This is a genomic window from Brevundimonas sp. (assembly GCF_046295595.1).
GTDB lineage: Bacteria > Pseudomonadota > Alphaproteobacteria > Caulobacterales > Caulobacteraceae > Brevundimonas.
This window is the reverse complement of the sequence record NZ_JBKBMX010000010.1, coordinates 1-20,796: the sequence shown is the minus strand read 5'-3', so window position 1 is coordinate 20,796 and position 20,796 is coordinate 1. Positions and strand designations below refer to the sequence as shown.

The 20,796-nt window shown below is 68.7% G+C and carries 24 protein-coding genes, 1 tRNA gene and 1 pseudogene; 3 read left to right on the top strand and 23 right to left on the bottom strand.

The window, feature by feature from the left end:
* The first annotated feature begins 54 nt into the window (after positions 1-54).
* A complete protein-coding gene (locus ACK4JY_RS08460; RefSeq protein ID WP_409604652.1) occupies positions 55-2,355 on the top strand; it encodes a response regulator in 2,301 nt (766 codons plus the stop codon).
* Positions 2,356-2,362: 7 nt separating this feature from the next.
* Here ACK4JY_RS08460 and ACK4JY_RS08455 read toward each other — a convergent pair whose 3' ends face one another.
* Both ACK4JY_RS08455 and aceA read right to left on the bottom strand, forming a co-directional pair.
* Positions 2,363-2,572 (bottom strand): hypothetical protein, encoded by a 210-nt coding sequence (locus ACK4JY_RS08455; RefSeq protein ID WP_409604651.1) that lies wholly within the window; start codon positions 2,570-2,572, stop codon positions 2,363-2,365.
* Positions 2,573-2,583: 11 nt separating this feature from the next.
* On the bottom strand, positions 2,584-3,876 hold the full coding sequence (gene aceA / locus ACK4JY_RS08450; RefSeq protein ID WP_409604649.1) for an isocitrate lyase: 1,293 nt from the start codon (positions 3,874-3,876) through the stop codon (positions 2,584-2,586).
* A 154-nt stretch (positions 3,877-4,030) separates the two neighbouring features.
* On the opposite strand from aceA, the gene ACK4JY_RS08445 reads away from it, so the two are divergent.
* Positions 4,031-5,458 carry a short-chain fatty acyl-CoA regulator family protein gene (locus ACK4JY_RS08445; protein WP_409604647.1) on the top strand — a complete coding sequence of 476 codons (1,428 nt, stop codon included), beginning with the start codon at positions 4,031-4,033 and terminating at the stop codon, positions 5,456-5,458.
* 58 nt (positions 5,459-5,516) lie between these two features.
* Here the strand turns inward: ACK4JY_RS08445 and ACK4JY_RS08440 are convergent, their stop codons facing one another.
* From ACK4JY_RS08440 to ACK4JY_RS08430, 3 genes are all read right to left on the bottom strand, one after another.
* Positions 5,517-5,855 (bottom strand): hypothetical protein, encoded by a 339-nt coding sequence (locus tag ACK4JY_RS08440; protein WP_409604645.1) that lies wholly within the window; start codon positions 5,853-5,855, stop codon positions 5,517-5,519.
* 132 nt (positions 5,856-5,987) lie between these two features.
* On the bottom strand, positions 5,988-7,211 hold the full coding sequence (locus tag ACK4JY_RS08435) for a hypothetical protein (protein WP_409604644.1): 1,224 nt from the start codon (positions 7,209-7,211) through the stop codon (positions 5,988-5,990).
* A 276-nt stretch (positions 7,212-7,487) separates the two neighbouring features.
* Positions 7,488-8,477 (bottom strand): helix-turn-helix transcriptional regulator, encoded by a 990-nt coding sequence (locus tag ACK4JY_RS08430; protein ID WP_409604642.1) that lies wholly within the window; start codon positions 8,475-8,477, stop codon positions 7,488-7,490.
* 88 nt (positions 8,478-8,565) lie between these two features.
* Here ACK4JY_RS08430 and ACK4JY_RS08425 point away from each other — a divergent pair, with 88 nt between their 5' ends.
* A complete protein-coding gene (locus ACK4JY_RS08425) occupies positions 8,566-8,796 on the top strand; it encodes a hypothetical protein (RefSeq protein WP_409604640.1) in 231 nt (76 codons plus the stop codon).
* On the opposite strand, the gene ACK4JY_RS08420 is transcribed toward ACK4JY_RS08425, so the two are convergent.
* From ACK4JY_RS08420 to tuf, 18 genes and pseudogenes are all read right to left on the bottom strand, one after another.
* The gene (locus ACK4JY_RS08420) at positions 8,793-9,215 is read right to left on the bottom strand and encodes a DUF1801 domain-containing protein (RefSeq protein WP_409604639.1); all 423 of its coding nucleotides are present in this window, start codon (positions 9,213-9,215) and stop codon (positions 8,793-8,795) included. The genes ACK4JY_RS08425 and ACK4JY_RS08420 overlap by 4 nt on opposite strands.
* A gap of 27 nt (positions 9,216-9,242) precedes the next feature.
* Positions 9,243-10,658, bottom strand: coding sequence for an NAD(P)(+) transhydrogenase (Re/Si-specific) subunit beta (locus ACK4JY_RS08415; protein WP_409604637.1), 1,416 nt, complete (start codon positions 10,656-10,658; stop codon positions 9,243-9,245).
* Between the two features lie 25 nt (positions 10,659-10,683).
* Positions 10,684-10,974 carry a hypothetical protein gene (locus tag ACK4JY_RS08410; protein WP_409604635.1) on the bottom strand — a complete coding sequence of 97 codons (291 nt, stop codon included), beginning with the start codon at positions 10,972-10,974 and terminating at the stop codon, positions 10,684-10,686.
* Entirely contained in the window at positions 10,971-11,273 is a 303-nt protein-coding gene (locus ACK4JY_RS08405) for a hypothetical protein (protein WP_409604633.1), read from the bottom strand. Before ACK4JY_RS08405 ends, ACK4JY_RS08410 begins: the two co-directional genes overlap by 4 nt.
* The gene (locus ACK4JY_RS08400) at positions 11,270-11,578 is read right to left on the bottom strand and encodes a proton-translocating transhydrogenase family protein (RefSeq protein ID WP_409604631.1); all 309 of its coding nucleotides are present in this window, start codon (positions 11,576-11,578) and stop codon (positions 11,270-11,272) included. The genes ACK4JY_RS08405 and ACK4JY_RS08400 overlap by 4 nt, the downstream gene beginning before the upstream one ends.
* Entirely contained in the window at positions 11,578-12,711 is a 1,134-nt protein-coding gene (locus tag ACK4JY_RS08395) for a Re/Si-specific NAD(P)(+) transhydrogenase subunit alpha (RefSeq protein WP_409604629.1), read from the bottom strand. Before ACK4JY_RS08395 ends, ACK4JY_RS08400 begins: the two co-directional genes overlap by 1 nt.
* 102 nt (positions 12,712-12,813) lie before the next feature.
* Complete coding sequence (locus ACK4JY_RS08390) at positions 12,814-13,086, bottom strand: aa3-type cytochrome c oxidase subunit IV (RefSeq protein WP_409604627.1); 273 nt, start codon at positions 13,084-13,086, stop codon at positions 12,814-12,816.
* A gap of 58 nt (positions 13,087-13,144) precedes the next feature.
* Entirely contained in the window at positions 13,145-14,947 is a 1,803-nt protein-coding gene (locus ACK4JY_RS08385; RefSeq protein WP_409604625.1) for a M3 family oligoendopeptidase, read from the bottom strand.
* A gap of 73 nt (positions 14,948-15,020) precedes the next feature.
* Positions 15,021-15,455, bottom strand: a complete 435-nt coding sequence (locus ACK4JY_RS08380) for an NUDIX hydrolase (protein WP_409604623.1) — start codon at positions 15,453-15,455, stop codon at positions 15,021-15,023.
* Between the two features lie 142 nt (positions 15,456-15,597).
* Entirely contained in the window at positions 15,598-16,170 is a 573-nt protein-coding gene (locus ACK4JY_RS08375) for a DUF2059 domain-containing protein (protein WP_409604621.1), read from the bottom strand.
* Positions 16,171-16,310: 140 nt separating this feature from the next.
* Entirely contained in the window at positions 16,311-17,000 is a 690-nt protein-coding gene (rplA, locus tag ACK4JY_RS08370) for a 50S ribosomal protein L1 (protein ID WP_409604619.1), read from the bottom strand.
* A gap of 4 nt (positions 17,001-17,004) precedes the next feature.
* Positions 17,005-17,436: a 50S ribosomal protein L11 gene (gene rplK / locus ACK4JY_RS08365; RefSeq protein ID WP_409604618.1), complete on the bottom strand. Its 432-nt coding sequence runs from the start codon at positions 17,434-17,436 to the stop codon at positions 17,005-17,007.
* Between the two features lie 266 nt (positions 17,437-17,702).
* Positions 17,703-18,281 carry a transcription termination/antitermination protein NusG gene (gene nusG, locus ACK4JY_RS08360; RefSeq protein ID WP_409604616.1) on the bottom strand — a complete coding sequence of 193 codons (579 nt, stop codon included), beginning with the start codon at positions 18,279-18,281 and terminating at the stop codon, positions 17,703-17,705.
* Between the two features lie 10 nt (positions 18,282-18,291).
* Positions 18,292-18,576, bottom strand: coding sequence for a preprotein translocase subunit SecE (secE, locus tag ACK4JY_RS08355; RefSeq protein WP_409604614.1), 285 nt, complete (start codon positions 18,574-18,576; stop codon positions 18,292-18,294).
* A 70-nt stretch (positions 18,577-18,646) separates the two neighbouring features.
* Positions 18,647-18,722: transfer RNA gene (locus ACK4JY_RS08350), tRNA-Trp, on the bottom strand.
* 90 nt (positions 18,723-18,812) lie between these two features.
* Positions 18,813-20,147, bottom strand: coding sequence for a hemolysin family protein (locus ACK4JY_RS08345; protein WP_409604612.1), 1,335 nt, complete (start codon positions 20,145-20,147; stop codon positions 18,813-18,815).
* A 94-nt stretch (positions 20,148-20,241) separates the two neighbouring features.
* Positions 20,242-20,370: a hypothetical protein gene (locus ACK4JY_RS08340; protein WP_409604610.1), complete on the bottom strand. Its 129-nt coding sequence runs from the start codon at positions 20,368-20,370 to the stop codon at positions 20,242-20,244.
* A gap of 298 nt (positions 20,371-20,668) precedes the next feature.
* Positions 20,669-20,796 (bottom strand): annotated as a pseudogene (gene tuf / locus ACK4JY_RS08335) (elongation factor Tu); the annotation flags it as partial.

Sequence of the window (20,796 nt, the reverse complement as noted above, 5' to 3'; positions counted from 1 at the left end):
CGCCACGGTTTCTTCACCCATTCGCCGCATACTGTTCGGCCAAGAGGGGGGACCGTGGACCGGATCGTGTACAGCCTGACGACGGAGCACGACTGGCGCTGGACGCTGGCGGCCGTCGTCCTGTGTGTTTTCGGTCTGGCCACAGCGTTTCGCCTGCTGGTCGAGGCTTCGAGGCTGGAGAATCCGCGCCGGCGCGAGGTCGCTGTGCTGGCGGCGATCGTCGGCGGTGTGGCGGCTTTCCTGACCCATTTCGTGGCCATGCAGGGCTATGACGCCGGTGGCGCGGCGCGATACAGCCTGCCCCTCACCGCGGCGTCGCTGGTTGTCGGCGTGGGCGGCATGACGCTCGGCGCCATGGTCGTTATGGTCGAGGAGCGCGGCCTTTACCGCGGACTGGGCGGAATGATCGGCCTGTCCGCGATCGCCGCCATGTATTTTCTCGGCATTTCCGCATTTGAGACGCCCGGCCGGTCGATCGGGTGGGATCCCGGCCTCGCGGTCGTCGCGGTCGCAGCCAGCCTGCTGCTGGCGCTGCTGGCGGGGGGCTTCGTCTACGGCAGGGGAATGTGGCGCTTCATCGCCACCACCCTGACCGGTACCCTGTCGGTCCTGGTCCTTCAGTTCACGCTCATGAGCGCGGTGACGGTAACACCTGGCGCCTCAATGCTGGCGGCGGCTGACGGCCTGGAGGCCAGCCTTTCGGCCTCGACCATGATGGTGGTGCTGGCGGTCCTGGCGACAGGGGTTGTCGCTGTGGCGGGATCGGTCGCCTGGTTCAGCTATGTCGCGCGCAACGGCGCCCTGAACCAGATCCGCGAGGCCATCGACGCCATGCCGGACGGCCTGGCCTTCTTCGACGCCGAAGACCGGCTGGTGCTGTGGAACACCCGCTACGACGAGGTGAACCCCGAGCTGTCGTCCAACCTGCAGGCCGGGATGACCTTCCGCGAAATCGTCCAGATCGGATTGAACGAGGGTCTCTACGCCGAGGCCAGGGGGCGCGAGGAGAGTTGGCTCGCCGAGCGGATGGCGGCGCGCCGGGCGCTTTCCGCCACTATGGAACAGAGGATATCCGGCGACCGCTGGCTGCGGGTCGCCGACCGCCGCACGGCAGCCGGCGGCATTGTCACGGTCTGCACCGACATCACCGACCTCAAGAACGACGCCCGGGCGCTGGCCGAGGCGCGTGACGCGGCCCAGGCCGCCAACGCGGCCAAGAGCCAGTTCCTCGCCAATATGAGCCACGAGATCCGCACGCCGCTGAACGGCGTGATCGGCGTGGCCCAGGCCCTCGCCAACACAGAGCTGTCGATGCAGCAGGCGGAGATGCTGGATCTGATCCAGTCTTCGGGCCGGACGCTCCAGGTGCTCCTCAGCGACATTCTCGACCTCGCGCGGGTCGAGTCCGGGCGGCTGGAACTGTCGGAGGAGGCGTTCGATCTCGGCCGTGCGGTCCGCGAAGCGGCCCAGCTTTACGAGACCTCGGCGCAGGAAAAAGGGCTGCAGTTCTTCGTCGAGATTTCCGCCGGGGCGGACTGCTGGATCGCCGGCGACGTCGTCAGGCTGAAGCAGATCCTGACCAACCTCGTCTCCAATGCCGTCAAATTCACCAGCGAGGGTTTCGTCAGCCTGACGGCGGCCCCGGGCCCGGATCGCGACGGGGCGCCGACGCTGCGGTTCTCGGTCGAGGACACCGGCATCGGCTTCGACTGTCACACGCGCGAACGCCTGTTCAGCCGGTTCGAACAGGCCGACGGGGCGATCACCCGCAAATTCGGCGGCTCGGGCCTCGGCCTCGCCATTTCACGTCAGCTGGCGGAAATGATGGGCGGCGACCTGGATTGCGAGAGCGAACCCGGCGGCGGTTCGGCCTTCCTCCTGACCGTGCCGTTCAAGGCCGCCGTCGCTCCGACGAAATCCAGCGGCGCGCCGGACGAGGACGAGGCCGGCGATCGCGCCGGGGTCAGGGTGTTGCTGGCGGACGACCACCCGGTGAACCGCCGCGTGGTCGAGATGATCCTCGGCCAGGCCGGTGTGTCCATCACCTCCGTGGAGGACGGAGCGCAGGCGGTTCAGGCGTTGCGGGACGCCGACTACGACCTTGTCCTGATGGATATGCAAATGCCGGTCATGGACGGGCTGACCGCGACGCGGCAGATCCGGCTGCATGAGGCGGCGATGGGACTGGGGCGGACGCCGATCGTCATGCTGACCGCCAACGCCCTGGCGGAGCATATCGCGGCGGCCGAAGCTGCTGGAGCGGACCTGCATCTGGCCAAGCCGTTCGACGCGGCCGAACTGCTGAATCTGGTGGCGACCCTGCCGGCGGCGATGGCCAAATGCATCGCCGCCTGATCGGGGCCTATTCGTAGCCGTGCGCGGCCTCGTTGATGACTTGCGACGGCATTGACGAGAAATCGATCGCGACCGGCTGGGGCGCCTTGGCGCGGAAGGTCTTGATCACATGCTCGAGCCGGCGGCGCACCTCGCGCTCGGCCTCGGACCCGGTGTCGAGGTTCAGCGGGGCGAGGCAGAAGTCGATGATGGCCGTGGGATTGTCGATCGGTTGCATGGTCTCTCTCCTTACTCAGCCGCCACGAACTGGGCGGTCTCGGTGGATTCCTTCATCGCCGTGGTCGACGACTGGCCGTTCGAGATGACCGTGGCGACCTGGTCGAAATAGCCGGTGCCGACCTCGCGCTGGTGCCGTGTGGCGGTGTAGCCGGCCGCCTCATTGGCGAACTCGCGCTGCTGCAGCTCGGAATAGGCCGCCATGCCGCGGTCGCGGTAGCCGTCGGCCAGTTCGAACATCGAGTTGTTCAGCGCGTGGAAGCCGGCCAGGGTGACGAACTGGAATTTGTAGCCCATGGCCCCCAGCTCGCGCTGGAATTTGGCGATCGTGGCGTCGTCCAGCTTGGCCTTCCAGTTGAACGACGGCGAGCAGTTGTAGGCCATCAGCTTGCCGGGATGCTCCCTGTGCACGGCCTCGGCGAAGCGGCGGGCGTCGTCCAGATCGGGGTGCGAGGTCTCCCACCACAGGACGTCGGCGTATTTCGCATACGACAGGCCCCGCGCGATGCAGTGGTCCAGGCCCGTGCCCTCCTTCAGCCGGAAGAAGCCTTCGGGCGTGCGGTTGTCGCGGTCGATGAAGGGCCGGTCGCGCTCGTCGACGTCCGAGGTGATCAGCTGGGCGCTCTCGGCGTCGGTACGCGCCACGGTCAGGGTCGGCGTGCCCATGACGTCAGCGGCCAGACGGGCGGCGATAAGGTTGCGCTCATGCGCCTGGGTCGGGATCAGCACCTTGCCGCCCAGGTGGCCGCACTTCTTCTCGGACGCCAGCTGGTCCTCGAAATGGACGCCGGCGGCGCCCGCCTCGATGAAGGCCTTCATGATCTCGAAGCTGTTCAGCGGCCCGCCGAAACCGGCCTCGGCGTCGGCGACGATGGGGGCGAACCAGTCGCGTTTGGCGCCCTCCCCTGGCTTGGCCTCGGCGTGCTCGATCTGGTCGGCGCGCTGCAGGGTGCGGTTGATGCGGCGGCACAGTTCCGGGGCTGCGTTGGCCGGGTACAGCGACTGGTCGGGATACATGGCCCCGGCGGTGTTGGCGTCGGCGGCGACCTGCCAGCCCGACAGATAGATGGCCTTCAGCCCGGCCCGGACCATCTGCATGGCCTGATTGCCGGTGACGGCGCCGAGGGCGTTGATGAAGGGCTCTTCGTGCAACAGCTGCCACAGGCGGTTGGCGCTGCGCTCGGCCAGGGTGTGGGTGATCGGCACCGAGCCGCGCAGGCGCAGGACGTCCTCCGGCGTATAGGGGCGTTCGATGCCGTCGAAACGGCCGGCAGGCGAAGGGACGAGGTCAGCGAAGGTGGTCATGGTCGGTCTCTGCTGGATCGCGGCCGATTGGCGGCGGGGTGATGCAGAGGGAAACACGCGAAAGTCACGAATGACACAGCATTGGTCAAGATTGCGTGTAGTTTGGTCATGATATGACACTTGCCGTTAAGTCATTTTGTGACATCCTGCGCCAATGGACGCGACCGCCGACCGCAAGCTGTTTCTCGGGGGGCGCCTCAAGCGGCTGCGGCGCGACCTCGGCCTGACGCAGACGGCCATGGCCGCCGACTTGGGCGTATCCCCCAGCTATCTCAACCACATAGAGCGGAACCAGCGGCCGGTGTCGGCGCAGCTGTTGCTACGTCTCGCCGACACCTATGACGTCGATCTGCGCACCTTCGGTCAGTCCGGCGGCCCCGCGACCGAGGCGGAACTGGCAGAGGCCTTCGCCGACCCCCTGTTCCAGGGTCTGCCGGTGCCGCGCCACGAGATCGTCCAGCTCGCCGAAGACCAGCCGGCCGTCGCCGACGCCCTGCTCCGCCTCTACCGCACCTTCTCCGACCGCCGCGCCCGCGATCGCGCCGAGGCCGATGTGACCGGCGGCGCCGGCGACGCCAGCCCCGCCGACTGGGTCCGGGAATACGTCCAGGGCCGTCGCAACCACTTCCCCGAACTGGACGCCCTCGGCGAGACCCTCGCCGCCGCCCTCGAGGCGGAGACGCCAGGGGAGGCATTCGAGACCCGCGCCCGAGGCAGGCTGCTGTCCCGCCACGGCCTGCCGGTGCGCACCCTGCCGGCCGAGGTCATGGTCGAATGGACCCGCCGCTACGACCCGCACCGCAAGCGGCTGCTGCTGTCGGAGACCCTGGGCCCCTCCTCCCGCGCCTTCGCCGTGGCCTTCCAGCTGGCCCTGACCGAGCACGACGCCGAACTGTCCGCCCTGGCCGAGGCCGCCTCGGCCCCCGACGAACCGACCCGGCGACTGCTCAAGGTGTCGCTGACCAACACCCTCGCCGCCGCCCTGCTTATGCCCTACGGGGCCTTCCAGGGCGCCGCGGAACAGACCGGCTACGACCTCGCCCGGCTGCAGGTCCGGTTCGGCGTCTCGTTCGAACAGGCGGCGCACCGCCTGACCACCCTGTCACGCCCCACGGCGCGCGGCGTGCCCTTCTTCCTCATGCGGGTCGATCAGGCCGGCAACATCTCCAAACGCTTCGCCTCGGGGTCCTTCCCCTTTTCGCGCTTCGGCGGCGCCTGTCCGCGCTGGCGACTGCACAGCGCCTTCCGCACGCCCGGCCGGGTCGTCACCCAGGTGATCGAGACGCCCGACGGCCAGCGCTGGTTCACCCTCGCCCGCACCGTCGACCGTCAGGGGCATGACGCCTTCACCGAGGGCCACGACCTCGCCATCGGCCTCGGCTGCGAGCTCAAGCACGCCCACCGGCTGGTTTATGCCCGCGGCCTCGACCTGACGGCGCCCGAGGTCACCCCGATCGGCCCCGCCTGCCGCCTGTGCCACCGCCACCCCTGCGCCGAACGCGCCGCGCCGCCCGTGGACCGGGCGCTTGTGGTCGACGACTGGGCCAAGTCAGTCAGTCCATACCCTTTCGCGGGGGGATAAGGCGACCGCGGCGGTCGTCGGGCCGAAGCCGGATTATCGGGAGCAAGGGGCGTTCCCGTTATGATTCCAGGCGGTCCAGAAGGGCGATCGCCCTCGCCAGTGTCGGGGCCGAGTGGTGTTTGCGGTTGCCGTAGTTCAGGTCGATCACACGCGCCCATGTCGCGAAGAAGCGGTCGGTCGTGACCACCACCGTATAGGTGCGCCGGTCAGGGTCGCGGGCCAGCCGCCGGAACGCGTCCCCTATGCGACTCATCCCGGCGACGTCGACGTCATCCATCGGGCCCTGGTCGTCGATGATCCAGTTCCAGTCGGTGAGAGCAGGCGTATCGGCTATCGCCCCGAGAACCGCCGCCTCGAAGGCTGTCCAGCGGACGCCGGCAGGGACGTCAGCGAACACTCTGTGGAGAGCTTCGTCCGTCGTAATAACGACTGGCATTAAAACCTCCGGAGGTTGGCGGAGCCGCCAACACGGACGCCAACAGTACGTGGATCATCGGCGTCTGCAATGGGCCGAACCGACCCGCGGCGGCTACTTCAGCACCACCCGTCCCGCTTCGAGCCGGATCGCCACTCCGGCTTGTTCCAGCAGGCGCGCGGTCACCTCGTCGGCCCGGGACGACCCATCGTCGAGCAGCGTCTCGATATCCCGCCGCAGTGACGCATCCCCCGCCGCCGCGTCCAGCGCGTCCAGCCACTCGTCCCGGGTCAGCACCCCGTCCGCCCGGTTGGCGTCGATCAGCGGCTTGAGGAAGTCGAACCAGTCGCCTCCGTTGGCGCGCCGCTGCGCCGCTTCCGCGACCATGGCGAACACCGCCCCGCAGGCGTAGGTGGCCCGGTGCTCGCCGCGCCCGGCGGCCTCGGCGACCGGCTCGTCGGCGCGCAGGACGCAGTCGTCGACTTCCTTCTGCAGCTCGGCGCGGGCGTCCCAGTCGGGATCGATCGACTGCATCGCCCGGATGGCCATCAGATCAGCCCCGCCCTCGGTGATCCAGGCGTCGCGGGCGACCTCGTAGCGCACCGTCTGGCCGAGCCAAAAATGGGCGCTCTCATGGCCGATGAACCAGCGCGACATGGCGAGCACGCGGGCGGTTGGCTCCACCACCCCCTCGCCCTCGAAGGCCATGACGATCAGGCCCGGCAGGACGCTGCCGCCCATCGAGGTCATGCCCAGGGTCGGCCCGTTCCAGCTCATCATGATCGTCGGCCGGGCGCTCTGACCCGGGCCGAGCCGGTCGGCGTACAGGTCCGCCACGCGCGGAGCGAAAGTCTCGATGGCCCCGCCGATCCAGGCCGGCAGCGCGGGGTCGGCGACGGTGACCAGCCGCTCGCCCTCGACCAGATCGGCCTCGCCGAACAGCACATAGGTGTCGGCCTCCGCCTCGGTCGCCTCGGCCACGCGCCGCCCGCGGAACAGGATCGGGCCGGCGCGGTCGCGCCAGGTGACGGTGGCGGGTCCGCCCTCCATCGCATGGCCGTTCAGGTCGCGCGGCAGTGCGGCCACAGCGGCGGGCGAGGCGACGGGGAAGACGTCGAACTGGCCGCTCGGCAGTGCCACCGACCCGTCGGTGAAGACCAGCACGCCATAGTCCGCCTCGAGGTTCTCCGACTTCGGCGTCAAGCCGATGCGGACCCGCCGCGGCACAGGACCGCCGTCGACGGCGCGCAGCACGTCGCGGTCGCCGATCCGCTCCAGCGCTACGCCGGGGGTCAACACCCGCCACTGCTCCAGCCGCCACGGCCGCCGCGCCTCCATGATCAGCGACGAACGGTAGAAGGCCCAAACCGGGGCGTCGCGATCCAGCGCATAGTGGCGGTCCAGGCGTCGCCGTCGCGGGTCACGGTCACGGCCGGGACCGATGCGGCTTCGACCGCCGATGTGGGGGCGACGCGCCCCGGGGCCGTGGCGCAGGCCCCAAGAGTCAGCGCCAAGGCCGCGAGCGCGGCGGGTGCGATCCGGAGCATGCGAGCCCTCCCTTTGAAGCCATCGCCCCTATCGCGGACCGGCGTTCGGCGTCAGCTTAAGCTTTGGTCAGACTCGCGCCCGATCGAGGGCGCGGCGGGAGGCCGCCAGTTCGCCGGCCATCACCGCCGTCAGCCGCGCCGGAGCGACGATCTCGACCTGCTCGCCCCAAGTGAACAGATGCCAGGCCAGTTCGCGCATGCCCGAGGCGCGGAAGCGGACAACGACGCCGCCGTCCGGCTGGTCCTCAAGGCTCTGGGTCGGGTGCCAGCGCCACGCCCGCGCCTCGGCCGCCCCCTCGGGCGAGACCCGCAGCACCACATCCTCGATCTCGTCCTGATAGATGCCGAACGACTGGCTGGCGAAGCTCTGCAGGTCGAAGTCCGACGGCGGCGAGGCGACGCCCTCCTCGCCGCGCACGCCGCTCATCCGGTCGAGGCGGAAGGTCTGGATGCGGCCGCTCTCGCGGTCGGCGGCGACCAGATAGTTGGCGCGGCCGAACATCACCCCGCACGGAGCCACGCTGCGACTTCGCGCCTCGGCCCCGGGCCGGCTGTAGATGAAGGCCAGCGGCCGGCCGGCGAGAATGGCCTGACGGATCTCGGCCAGCACCGCCTCGTCGGCCGAGGGGCGGGGCCCGGCCTGGACGGCGATGGTTTCGGCCCGCACCAGCGCCTCCAGATCGGGCGCCAGCCGGTTCAGGGTGGTCGAGCGCATGGCCGACTTCAGCTTGCGCTCCAGCCCCTCCAGCGCCGCCGCCCGCCCCGGCTCGCCGCTGGCCCGCAGGGCCTGCGCCGCCCGGGTCAGCTCGATCAGTTCCTCGGTGGTCGGGGCCTGCTCGAAGGCCGACAGGCCGCCGCGGATGCGCCAGCGCTTGTTCGGCGGGTCCGACACCTCCTCGGTCTGCGGGAACAGGCCGATAACGGCGTCGCGCAGCCGTTCGGCGGTGCGCCGCCCGACATCCAGATCGCGCTCGATCTCGCCCAGGGTCACGCCCTCGGCGCTGGCGGCCATGCGCCGGGCGAGGTCGAGAACGAGGGCCGCCTTGTCGTGTCTCATGATTTCAAAAGAGCATACGTCCGATTTTGACGCAACGCTGCTTCATAGTCGAACCATCGACAGAAACACCGCTTCAGGAGTTCCTTCCATGGCCCGCACTTTCGCCCCCCACGCCGCCATTTCCGCCTCCCGCTATCTGATCGTGCCCTGCGAGGCCGACGGCTGCGGCGACCTCGCCGTCATCTGGGACCGGCTGGAGGAACAGGTGATCGACGTCATCGACGCCCGCCTGTCGGCCCGTTACGCCGACGAGGACGCCCTGTGGGACGAGGCCCGCCCGGCCTTCGCCCCGGCCGAAGACTTCCGCATGGCGGCCTAGGCGGGATAGCGCTCGCGCAGAGACGTCGTGGTGGCGACCGCCATCTCGCGCAGCACGTCGGCGTCCACGTCCGACAGGCGGTTGACGTAGACGCAGCCCTTGCCGGCCTTGTGCTTGCCCAGCCGCGCCAGCTGGTCCTCGCGGCCTCCGTCGCAGCCGGACAGGTAGAAGACCAGATTGGCCTTGCGCGGCGAGAAGCCGACCAGCGGCGCATCGCCTTCGTGGCCGCTGGCGTAGCGGTAGTGATACGCCCCGAAGCCGACGATCGACGGACCCCACATCCGCGGCGGCTCGCCGGAGGCCTCGGCCAGCAGGGCGCAGGCGGCCTCGGCGTCGGCGCGGCGTTTCGGGTCCTCGACGGAGGCGATGAAGTCGGCGACGGAGACGGCGGTGGGTTTGGTCTTCTGTTCGGAGGCCATCGGTTGTCCTGCCTGTTGACCGCCGCCCTAGAGCGACTTCACGATCCCCTCGACCATCTTCTTGGCGTCGGCGAACAGCATCATCGTGTTGTCGCGGAAGAACAGCTCGTTCTCGACCCCGGCATAGCCGCTGCCCATGCCGCGCTTGATGAACAGCACCGTGCCGGCCTTTTCCACATCCAGCACCGGCATGCCGTAGATCGGGCTCTGCGGATCGGTCTTGGCGGCGGGGTTGGTGACGTCGTTGGCGCCGATGACGAAGGCCACGTCGCAGGAGCTGAACTCGCTGTTGATGTCCTCCAGCTCGAACACCTCGTCATAGGGGACATTGGCCTCGGCCAGCAGGACGTTCATGTGGCCGGGCATGCGGCCGGCGACGGGGTGGATGGCGTATTTCACCTCGACGCCCTCCGCCTTCAGCTTGTCGGCCATCTCGCGCAGCGCGTGCTGGGCCTGGGCCACGGCCATGCCGTAGCCGGGGACGATGATGACCTTCGAGGCGTTCTTCATGATGAAGGCCGCGTCCTCGGCCGAGCCCTGTTTGACCGGCCGGGTCTCGACCGCGCCGGCGCCGGCCGCGGCGCTGTCGCCGCCGAAGCCGCCGAGGATGACGCTGATGAAGCTGCGGTTCATGCCCTTGCACATGATGTAGCTGAGGATCGCGCCCGAGCTGCCGACCAGCGCCCCGGTGATGATCAGGGCGATGTTCTCCAGCGTGAAGCCCAGCGCCGCCGCGGCCCAGCCGGAGTAGGAGTTGAGCATCGACACCACGACCGGCATGTCGGCCCCGCCGATGGGGATGATCAGGGTCGCGCCGAGGATCAGGGCGATCACGAACACCCCCCAGAAAGCCCAGGTCGCCGTCCCGCCGGTGCCGATCAATATGCCGATCAGAAAGACCAGCCCGAGGGCCAGGCCGATGTTGATCAGGTGCCGCGCCGGCAGCAGGATCGGCGTTCCCGACATCCGCCCGTCCAACTTGGCGAAGGCGATGACCGAGCCGGTGAAGGTGATCGCCCCGATGGCCACGCCGAGGCTCAGTTCGATCAGCGACAGGGTCTTGATCCCGCCATCGGCCGTGGCGATGCCGAAGCTCTCGGGCGCATAGACCGCGCCGATGGCGACCAGACAGGCGGCCATGCCGACCAGTGAGTGGAAGGCCGCCACCAGCTGCGGCATCTGCGTCATCTGCACCCGGGCCGCGATCAGCGCCCCCGCCCCCCCGCCGACGACGACCCCGCCGGCGATCAGCGCCAGGGTCAGCGGGTCGAGGACATCGCCGGCCCAAAGGGTCGCCAGCGTCACCGCCACGGCCAGGGCCATGCCGACCATGCCCAGCGTATTGCCGCGCCGGCTCGTCTCCGGGCTGGACAGGCCGCGCAAGCTGAGGATGAACAGGACGCCGGAGACCAGATAGGCCAAGGCCGCGATCGATGCGTTCATGCGGTCAATTCCCCCTCATCGTCGTTCATTTCTCCGCCGGCGGCGGGCAGGCCGTCCGCGCCAGCCGCCACAGGGCGGCGGCGATGAACAGCGGGCCGACGAAGACCACGGCCCAGTCCCACAGGCTCATCTGCCGTTCTTGGGCGACGATGCGCAGCAGGATCGACGAGAACAGCAGCACCACCCCGCAGTCGAGAAAACGCAGCTTGCGGATGGCGTCCTTTTCGCCGAGCCAGCTCCACAGCCACAGCCCGGCCCCGATCGCCGTGGCGATCCAGGACGCGCCGACCGCGAAGGTCTGGACGTCGACGCTCACCGGGGGCGCTTTCTCGGCGCGAGGCGGCCCTGATGCACCGAGCGGATGCCGTTCATGACGAAGATCAGCCCGACGCCCAGCATGGCGATGGCCAGCATCCACTCCTCCCTGACGCCGTAGTCATAGGCCTTCCACAGCCAGAAGATGCAGATCACCGGATAGATGATCGCCGCCAGCACGCGCTCCACCGCCTGGCGCCGCTCGCCTTCGAGGCGGCCGCCGAAGATCAGGAAGCCGATCACAAGAATCAGGACGACCGGAAAGGCGAGCAGGAAATACAGGTCGGGGGCGGGGATCACCGGGGTCGTTCCTTCTTGCGGTACATCGCCAGCATGCGCCGGGTGACCATGAAGCCGCCGAAGATGTTGACGCTGGCCAGGGTCACGGCCGCGACGCCGGCCCCCTTGGCGATCCAGCCGTCATCGCCGCCAGCGGCCGCCGCCGCGATCAGCCCGCCGACCACGATGACCGACGAAATGGCGTTGGTCACCGCCATCAGCGGCGTGTGCAGCGCCGGCGTCACCGACCAGACGACATAGTAGCCGACGAAGATCGCCAGCACGAAGATGGCGAGACGGAAGATGGTGGGGTCGACGTGTTCCATCAGGCTTTCACTCCTTCATGCACCACGGCCCCGCCGTGGGTCACCGCCGCCGCCTTGAGGATCTCGTCCTCCAGATCGACCGTCAGCGTTCCGTCCGCCACCATCAGCGCGAGGAAGGCGGCGAGGTTGCGGGCATAGAGGGCCGAGGCGTCGGCCGGGATGCGGCCGGCCATATTGGTCCAGCCGACGATCTGCGCGCCGTTCGCCGTGGTCACCACCTCGCCCGCCCTCGCCCCCTCGACATTGCCGCCGTTGTCGATGGCCAGATCGACCAGCACCGACCCCGGCTTCATCGAGGCCACATGCGCCGCCGTGACCAGCACCGGCGCCGCGCGGCCCGGGATCAGGGCGGTGGTGATGACGATGTCCTGTTTGACGATGTGGCTGGCGGTCAGCTCCGCCTGTTTGGCCTGATACTCGGCCGACATCGGCCTGGCGTAGCCGGCGGCGGTCTCGGCGGCCTTGAACTCCTCGTCCTCGACGGCGATGAATTTGGCCCCGAGGCTCTCGACCTGCTCCTTCGAGGCCGGACGCACGTCGGTGGCGGTCACCACCGCCCCCAGCCGCCGCGCCGTGGCCACGGCCTGCAGCCCGGCCACGCCCGCGCCCATGACGAAGACCTTGGCCGGGGCGACCGTGCCCGCCGCCGTCATCATCATCGGAAAGCCCTTGCCGAAGGCGTAGGCCGCCTCGATCACGGCGCGATAGCCGGCCAGATTGGCCTGGGACGACAGGGCGTCCATCACCTGGGCGCGCGAAATCCGCGGTACGAACTCCATGGCGAAGGCGGTGACATTGGCCCCCGCCAGCGCCGTCACCGTCTCCCTGTCGCGATACGCGTCCAGCAGGGCGACCACGACCGCGCCGGGCTTGAGCGCGCTGGTCTCCTGCGCCGTCGGTCCGCGCACCTTCAGCAGGATGTCGGCGCCCGACAGCACGGTCCCGATGTCCGGCTTCACCGCCGCCCCGGCGGCGACATAGTCCGCGTCCGGAATGGAGGAGCCCATGCCCGTTCCGGCCTCGACCGTCACGGTCGCGCCGAGGGCGATCAGCTTCTTCACCGTTTCCGGAGTGACGGCGCAGCGCGTTTCGCCATCACGGCGTTCGCGGGTCACGGCGATGGCGACAGCCAAGCGAATCCCTCCGTCTTCTCGAACGTCGGAACGTTAGGCTGATCGGGGACGGCGCGTCAAAGCGCTCAAGCAGCGAGCGACCGCGTCGCGAGCGGTAGCGCCCTAGTGCTGCGCCTTCTTGTCCGACTTCAGGAACCACCAGCCCGCGACCAGCAGCACCGCCGCCGCGATCACGCCGCCGAAGAAGCTGCCGGCCGGCTGGAACCACATGACGAGGAAGGTCAGCAGCGCCGCGATCAGCAGCGAACCCCATTTGGCCATGCCCATGAACATGGCGAAGGTCGTCGCCTGCTCTTCGATATGCTGCGTCCCGCGAACATAGGCGTCGTGGCCATAGGCGTCGGGGGAGTCGGGGGCGTGGTGCGGGTCGGCCATGATCGGGTCCGGGAATCTGACAGCGGTTGGCGCCCTTATAGCGGGGCCGCGCTCAGGCTCAAGCCACCGCCTCGAACCGGTCGATCAGACCTTCCAGCCGTTTCGTGCCGATGGTCCAGAAGGCCGGGTCGCGCGGGTTCAGCCCGAACGGCGCCAGCGCCTCGACATAACCCTTCGACCCGCCGCCCGCGAGCAGCTCGCGGTACAGCGGCGTGAATCCGGCCGGGTCCTTCGCCCGCGTCTCCATCAGCGCCGCCACCAGCAGGTCGCCGAAGGCGTAGGCGTAGACATAGAAGGGCGAGTGGACGAAATGGCTGACGTAGCTCCACCAGTGCTCATAGCCGGGATTGAGCGTGATCGCGGGCCCCAGCGAGGCCCCCATCTCCTCCAGCCACAGCTCGCCCAGCCGCTCGACCGACACCTCGCCCGCCGCCCGCTCGTCGTGGAAGCGGGTCTCGAAGCGGTGGAAGGCGATCTGGCGGACCACGGTGTTGAGCCCGTCCTCGATCCGGCCGGCCAGCAGGCCCCGCTGCTCCGCCTTCGGCGCCGTGGCCAGCAGCCGGTCGAACGTCAGCCCCTCGGCGAAGATCGAGGCCGTCTCGGCCAGGGTCAACGGCGTGTCGGCCAGCAGGCTGCCCTGCCCCGCCGCCAGCGTCTGGTGCACCCCGTGCCCCAGTTCATGCGCCAGCGTCAGCACGTCGCGCCGCTCGCCCATCCAGTTCAGGAACACATAGGGGTGGCGGTCCGAGGTCACCGGATGGGCATAGGCCCCCGACTGCTTGCCGGGCCGCGCCCGGCCGTCGATCCACGGCTTGTCGAAGAAGCCGCCCGCCCGGTCGGCGAACTCGGGGCCGAGGTCGGCGAAGCTCTCCAGCACCAGCTGCTTGCCGGCGGACCAGTCATAGCCGCGCGGCGCCGTCGTCTCGATCGGGGCGTTGCGGTCCCACTGGTCCAGCGTCGCCCTGCCCATGGCCCTGGCCTTGAGCGCATAATAGCGGTGCGACAGGCGCGGATAGGCGGCCGCGACCGCCTGCGCCATCGCATCGACCGACTCGCCGTCCACCTCATTGGCCAGGTGCCGGCCGTCGGCGGGGCGTTTGAACCCGCGCCATTTGTCTTCCAGCGCCTTGTCGGCGGCGACGGTGTTGAGCGCCAGCGCCATGGTCTGCACGCGCGCGGCGAGGGCCGCGTTCAGCCCCGTCGCCGCCGCCTTGCGGCGCTCACTCTTGGGATCCGACAGCCGGTTCAGCGCCTCGGCCAGGGTCAGCTCCTCCTTGCCGGCCTCGACCTTCATCGCCGCCAGGGTCTCGTCGAACAGGCGCGGCCATTGGGCGCTGATCGGGCCGCGCTCGGCGAGGAAGGTCTCCAGCTCCTGGCTAAGCTCATGCGGCTTCATCGCCCGCAAACGCCGCAGCCAGGGCCGCCAGCGCGCGGCGGCCGGATGGGCGACGAGCGCCGCCTCGATTTCGGCCTCCTCCAGCTGGTTGATCTCCAGCGTCACCCAGACCGTCGGCGTGGCGATGGCGGTGATCTTCTCGCGCGCCGTGGCCTCGAAGCCCTGGGCGGCGGCGTCATTGCGATCGGTCGAGGCGGCGAGGAAGGCATAGGCCCCCAGTCCGCCGAGGACATCCGCCGCCTGTTCGTACAGGGTCACCGCCCGGTCGAGGCGTTGGCCCAGCAGGTCCGCCTCCGACCGCGCCTCGACCAGCCTGCCCTGCAGGGCGTTCAACTCATCCACCAGGGCCCGGGCGCGATCGAGGTCGGCCGCGATACGCGGGTCCTCCTGCGACTTATACAGGTCGGACAGGTCCCACAGCGGGGCCTCGAGCGGGTCGGCGGGGGTCTGGAAGGGTGCGTTCATGGCTGGAGTTGTGGGGACGCGGACCGCCCGACGCAACGTCAGACGACCGCGGACGGTCGCAGAACGCCCCTGATCAGGGCTCAAAGGCCGCGATCAGGACCTTGAGGTCGGGCTCGTCGACCCAGTCGGCGGCGGTCTCCAGCGGCAGCCAGACCCGGTCGCGTTGCGCCTGCTCATGCCATTCGGCATGTTCGACCGTGACCTCCAGGCTATACAGGGCGACCACGCACCAGCGCGGCGCCCGGCGCTTCAGGACCTTCAGATAGCGGAAGCTTCCAAGGGGCTCGGCGCTGACCACCCCCTCGACCCCCGCCTCTTCCAGCGCCTCCAGCGCGGCGGCCTCGGCGTCGGTCTTGCCGGTCATACGGCCGCCCTTGGGCGTGACCCACCGCCGCGTCTCGCGCGAGGTGACCAGCAGGATCTCGACCCCGGCGCGGCCGCGCCGCCACGGCAGGGCCGCGACCTGCAACCGCTCGGCGGGCGTTCTGGTGGCGGGATTTCGGGTCATCGGCTCAGAACGGCTCCGCCAGCGATGCGGCGGTCGCCGACCAATGCGCCCGGCATCGTCGACGCCGGGCGGCGCACGACGTCTTCCCGCGTCCGGGAGACAAAATCAACCCGTCAGCATGCGGACGGTTCTTCAGGAGCGGCTACTTGCGTCGCGGCGCCGTCGTATCGCCACCGACGCCCATCTCCCCCAGCACCTCGGCCGTGTCGCAGCCGTAGCGAACGCACATCCGCGCCGCCATCTTCTCGAACATCTGCGGCATCACCTCCATCATGGCCGCGTTCGCCTCCGGCATGCTCGCATAGGTCTTCTGCAGGATCGAACGGCCCAGATCGCTGTCATAGAAGGCGATCAAGGCCAGAAGTTCCTCTTCGGAAAAGGTGCGCGCATACACCGGCACCATGCGATCGAACATTTGCGGCATCATGTCGGTGGTCAGCTCCGTCACGAGGTCGAGCATGAACTCGCGATCCTCGGTCGGAAGCTCGGCGGCGTCGAATTCCGAACCGGCCGTCATCTCGATGGCCGACCGGATCATCACCGACAGCTGGTCGCTCTGCATCAGTTCGATATAGCGCCGGCTCAGCGACAGCTGACGCGCCGACGGCTGGCCCACGGCGGCCGGCGACTGCGGCTTGGCCTGGGCCGCATGGGCTTCACCCGTTCCCGCGGCGAACAACACCAGGGCCGCGGCCGTGACAGTCCAGATACGCATCGCACCCCTCCGTTTGTCTCCGGGGAACACAGTTTCGGCTCGCGGCCGCACGCGCAAGGTCGGGAAAGCCACAACCGCGCAATGAAAAGGGCGGCGACCCTGCGGCCGCCGCCCTCATTCATCACGTCCGTCTGGACCGATCAGGCGCCCAGCGAGGCCGGATCGACCTTGAAGCCCGGTCCCATCGTCGAGGACAGGGTGATGCGCTTGATGTAGGTGCCCTTGGCGCCGGCCGGGCGGGCGCGGCTCAGCGCGTCCACATAGGCCTTCACGTTGGCTTCGAGGGCTTCCTGGGTGAAGGAGGCCTTGCCGATGCCGCCGTGGGCGATGCCGGCCTTCTCGACGCGGAACTCGACGGCGCCGCCCTTGGCGTCCTTGACCGCTTGCGCGACGTTCGGAGTCACGGTGCCGACCTTCGGGTTCGGCATCAGGCCGCGCGGGCCCAGCACCTTACCCAGACGACCGACCAGGGCCATCATGTCCGGCGACGCGATGACGCGGTCGAAGTCCATGAAGCCGCCGTTGATCTTCTCGTACAGATCCTCGGCGCCCACGATGTCGGCGCCGGCGGCGGTCGCTTCAGCCGCCTTGGCGTCCTTGGCGAAGACGGCGACGCGGACGTCACGGCCGGTGCCCGACGGCAGGTTCACCACGCCGCGGACCTGCTGGTCGGCGTGACGCGGGTCGACGCCCAGGTTGACGGCGATCTCGATCGACTCGTCGAACTTGGCGGTGGCGTTGGATTTGACGGCGGCGATCGCCTCGGCGAAGCCCATCGGGGCGACGGTGTCGCCGGTGCGGGCTTTGACGCGCTTGGTTTGCTTGGCCATGTGCTTAGCCCTCCACGACGTTGAGGCCCATGGCGCGAGCCGAGCCTTCGATGATCTTGGTCGCGGCGTCCAGGTCGTTCGCGTTCAGATCCTTCATCTTCTTTTCGGCGATCTCACGCAGCTGGCTGCGCGAAATCTTGCCGGCCACTTCGCGGCCGGTCATCTTCGAACCCGAGGTGATCCCGGCGGCCTGCTTGATGTAGTGGGTCGCGGGCGGGGTCTTGGTGACGAAGGTGAAGCTCTTGTCCTGATAGACGGTGATCACCGTCGGCAGGGGCGTGCCCTTCACTTCCTTCTCGGTGCGCGCGTTGAACTCCTTGACGAAGCCCATGATGTTGACGCCGCGCTGACCGAGGGCGGGGCCGATCGGGGGCGACGGCGTGGCGTTGCCGGCCGGCACCTGCAGCTTGATGTAGCCGAGAATCTTCTTGGCCATTGGTCTCTCCTGACTGTGGCCCTGAACTCAATCAGGACCGGTGAGCCGTGGTCGTGGCATGGCTGCCTCCCACGGATTTATGCGGGCGAACCCGCACCGCCCCCTGCGGAGCGAGGCGCGCGTGTAGCGGATGCGGGGCCGAAAAGCAAACGGCGGCCCGCCAGGGCCGCCGTTTCAGGGATGTCTCCGATGTCCGGTATGTGGCCCCTGTCCCGGACGACGGTGTCGCGGATGTCCCGCGCGAATTGTCCCGGCCGGGATTCGCTCTAGGAGGCGACCTTCTCGACCTGGCTGTACTCCAGATCGACCGGGGTCGGGCGGCCGAAGATGGACACCGCGACCCGCAGGCGCGCCGCGTCTTCGTCGACGCTCTCGACCTGGCCGTCGAAGCTGGCGAAGGGCCCGTCGATGACCTTGACGGTCTCGCCGATGTCGAAGCGGATGGTGGGCTTCGGACGCTCGACGCCCTCTTCCACCGCGCCGATGATGTTCTGCACCTCACGCTCGGAGACCGGCAGCGGCTTGGTGCCGCCGGCGGCGCCGAGGAAGCCCGTCACCTTCGGGGTGTTCTTGACCAGGTGGTAGGCCTCGTCGGTCATCTCCATCTTCACCAGCACATAGCCGGGGAAGAATTTGCGCTCGGAGTTGACCTTGCGGCCGCGGCGGATCTCGACGACGTCCTCGGTCGGCACGAGGATTTCCGAGAAGCAGTCTTCCAGCCCCTGCTGGCGCGCCTGGTCCGTCAGGTGCTGCGCCACCTTCTTCTCGAAGTTCGAGTAGGCGTGGACGATGTACCACTTGTGGCGCGGATTGGCGGGCTTGGCGGCGGGGGCGGCGTCGGTCATGGGCGGTCTCTTACTGGCCGATAGCCAGGATGTTGCGCGAGGCGAAGGCCAGGCCGGTGTCCACCAGGAAGAAGAAGATGGCGGCGATCGTGACCATGATGAAGACCATCACCGAGGTGATCCAGGTCTCCTTGCGGCTCGGCCAGACGATCTTGCGCCCTTCGGCGCGGACCTGGCTGATGAACTGCGGAATCGTGACCCGCGGCTTCTTCGGCGCGTCGGCCGCCACGGCGGCGCCCGCGATGGCGGGCTGGGCGGTCTGGGGGCGGCGCCCCGGGGTCTTGGCCTTGGCCATCGTTATTCCGTCAAAGAATTGATCCTGCCGCCCCCAGATAGGAAGCCCTATCCGGCGGCGACAGGGGAAATGGCAGGAGTTGGGGGACTCGAACCCACGACCCCCGGTTTTGGAGACCGGTGCTCTACCAGCTGAGCTAAACTCCTGGAGTGATCACGGCGCGCCCCGAAGGACGCATATGATCGCCAGACCGGGGCGTATGCCCGACGCCGTGCGGGTTTTCAAGGGCGGAAGGGTCAATCGTCGTGGTGCGCCGCCACGGCGCTGGCCTCGTCCTCGCGCTTGACCACCTGTTTGAACAACAGCTTGTCGATGCGACGGTCGTCCATATCGATGACCTCGACCTCGAACCGCCCGACCTGCAGGATCTCGCCCTCGTCCGGCACCCGCGACAGCTGGTGCAGGACCAGGCCGGCGACGGTGTGGAAGCCCTCGGCCTCGCCGAAATCCTCGCCCAGGGCGTCGGCCAGTTCCTCGATGTCGGCCTGGCCGTCGACCAGCCAGCTGCCGTCCTCACGCTGACGGATATAGGCCTCGTCCTCGTCGTGGCTCTCGTCGAAATTGCCGGCGATCATTTCCAGCAGGTCGGTCGCCGTCACCACGCCTTCGAAGGCGCCGTATTCGTCCACGAGGAAGGCCATATGCACCCGCGAGGCCTTCATGATCCCCAGCGCCTTCAGCACCGAGGTCGACTGCGGAATGAAGGCCGGCGTCTGCACCAGCCGCTCGACATTGAACTCGCCATTGTCCAGCAGGCTGTCCAGCAGGTCCTTCTTGTGAACCACCCCCAGCGGATTATCGACATCGTTCTCGCGCGCCACGACGATGCGCGAATAGGGGCAGGTGCGAACCTCCTGACGCAGCTGTTCCTCGGTGTCGTCCAAGGCGATCCAGAACACCTCGTGGCGCGGCGTCATGGCCACGCGGATGGGCCGGTCGCCGAGGCGCAGGATTTCCTCGATCATCTCCTGCTCTTCGGGCTCGATCAGACCGGAGGCCGTGCCCTCGGCGATCATCGTCTCGACCTCTTCCTGGGTCACGTCCGAACCGTCGCGATCCTTGACGCCCATGACCTTGAGGATGGCCGAGGTCGAGGCGGTCAGCACCACCACGAACGGCTTCAGCACGATGGCCACGGTCGAGATCGGCGCCGCCATCTTGGAGGCGATCGATTCAGGGAAGATCAGCGCCAGCCGCTTGGGCACGAGTTCGCCGACGATCACCGACACATAGGTGATGAAGACGATGACCAGGACGGTCGAGAACACCTCGGTATAGGCGGCGAGGCCGGGGAAGGCCGCCTCGAGAATCAGGTTCAGCTCGCCGGCGATGGCCGCCTGGCCATAGGCGCCGGCGGCGATGCCAATCAGGGTGATGCCGACCTGGACCGCCGACAGGAAATGGGTCGGGTCCTCGGCCAGCCTCAGCGCCTTGCGGGCCCCCCGGTCACCGCGTTCGGCCCGGCTTTGCAGCTTGGATTTGCGGGAGGACACGACCGCGAGCTCGGTCATGGCGAACAGGCCGTTCAGCACCACGAGCAGCAGTACGACGGCGATGGCGATGGCTAACATCTAGCAGGAGCGGGACCGACGCGGCGCGACAGTCGGCGTCCGCAGGGCCAATGATAGGGGGGATTTGCCCCCGCCGCCACGAATTCCTTCGCGATCAGCGCGTACGGCCGATATCGACCGAGCCATAGGCCCCCTGCGAGGCCCCGTTCTCCGGCGCCGTGGCGCAGGCGGACATCCCGATCAGGACGCCAATGAACAGCCCGGTCCGAAGCGCGCGCCGCATGATTAACAAATCCCTAACATTCGATCTGCGAACGTAGGGACCCGTTCCGGGTTCCGCGCAAGACCCCGCTCCCGCCGGTTGCGGATTAACCGCGCTCGACTCCGGTCAGGCGAATGCGGCCCTCGCCGCCCTTCCCCGGCCCGCGGCCTCGGCGCGCCATAGCAAAACGGCCCCCGGATCGCTCCGGGGGCCGTTCTGTTGTTTGCCTGCAGCGATCGCGCTCAAGGAGCGAGCGACCGCAGAGCCTGTCCTCGGGCCGATCGAAGATCGGACCCGGGGGCGAGCGTTAGCGTGCTAGCTATTCCGTGATCTTGGAGACCACGCCGGCGCCGACGGTGCGGCCGCCTTCGCGGATGGCGAAGCGCAGGCCCTGGTCCATGGCGATCGGGGTGATCAGCTCGACGTTCAGCTCGGCGTTGTCGCCGG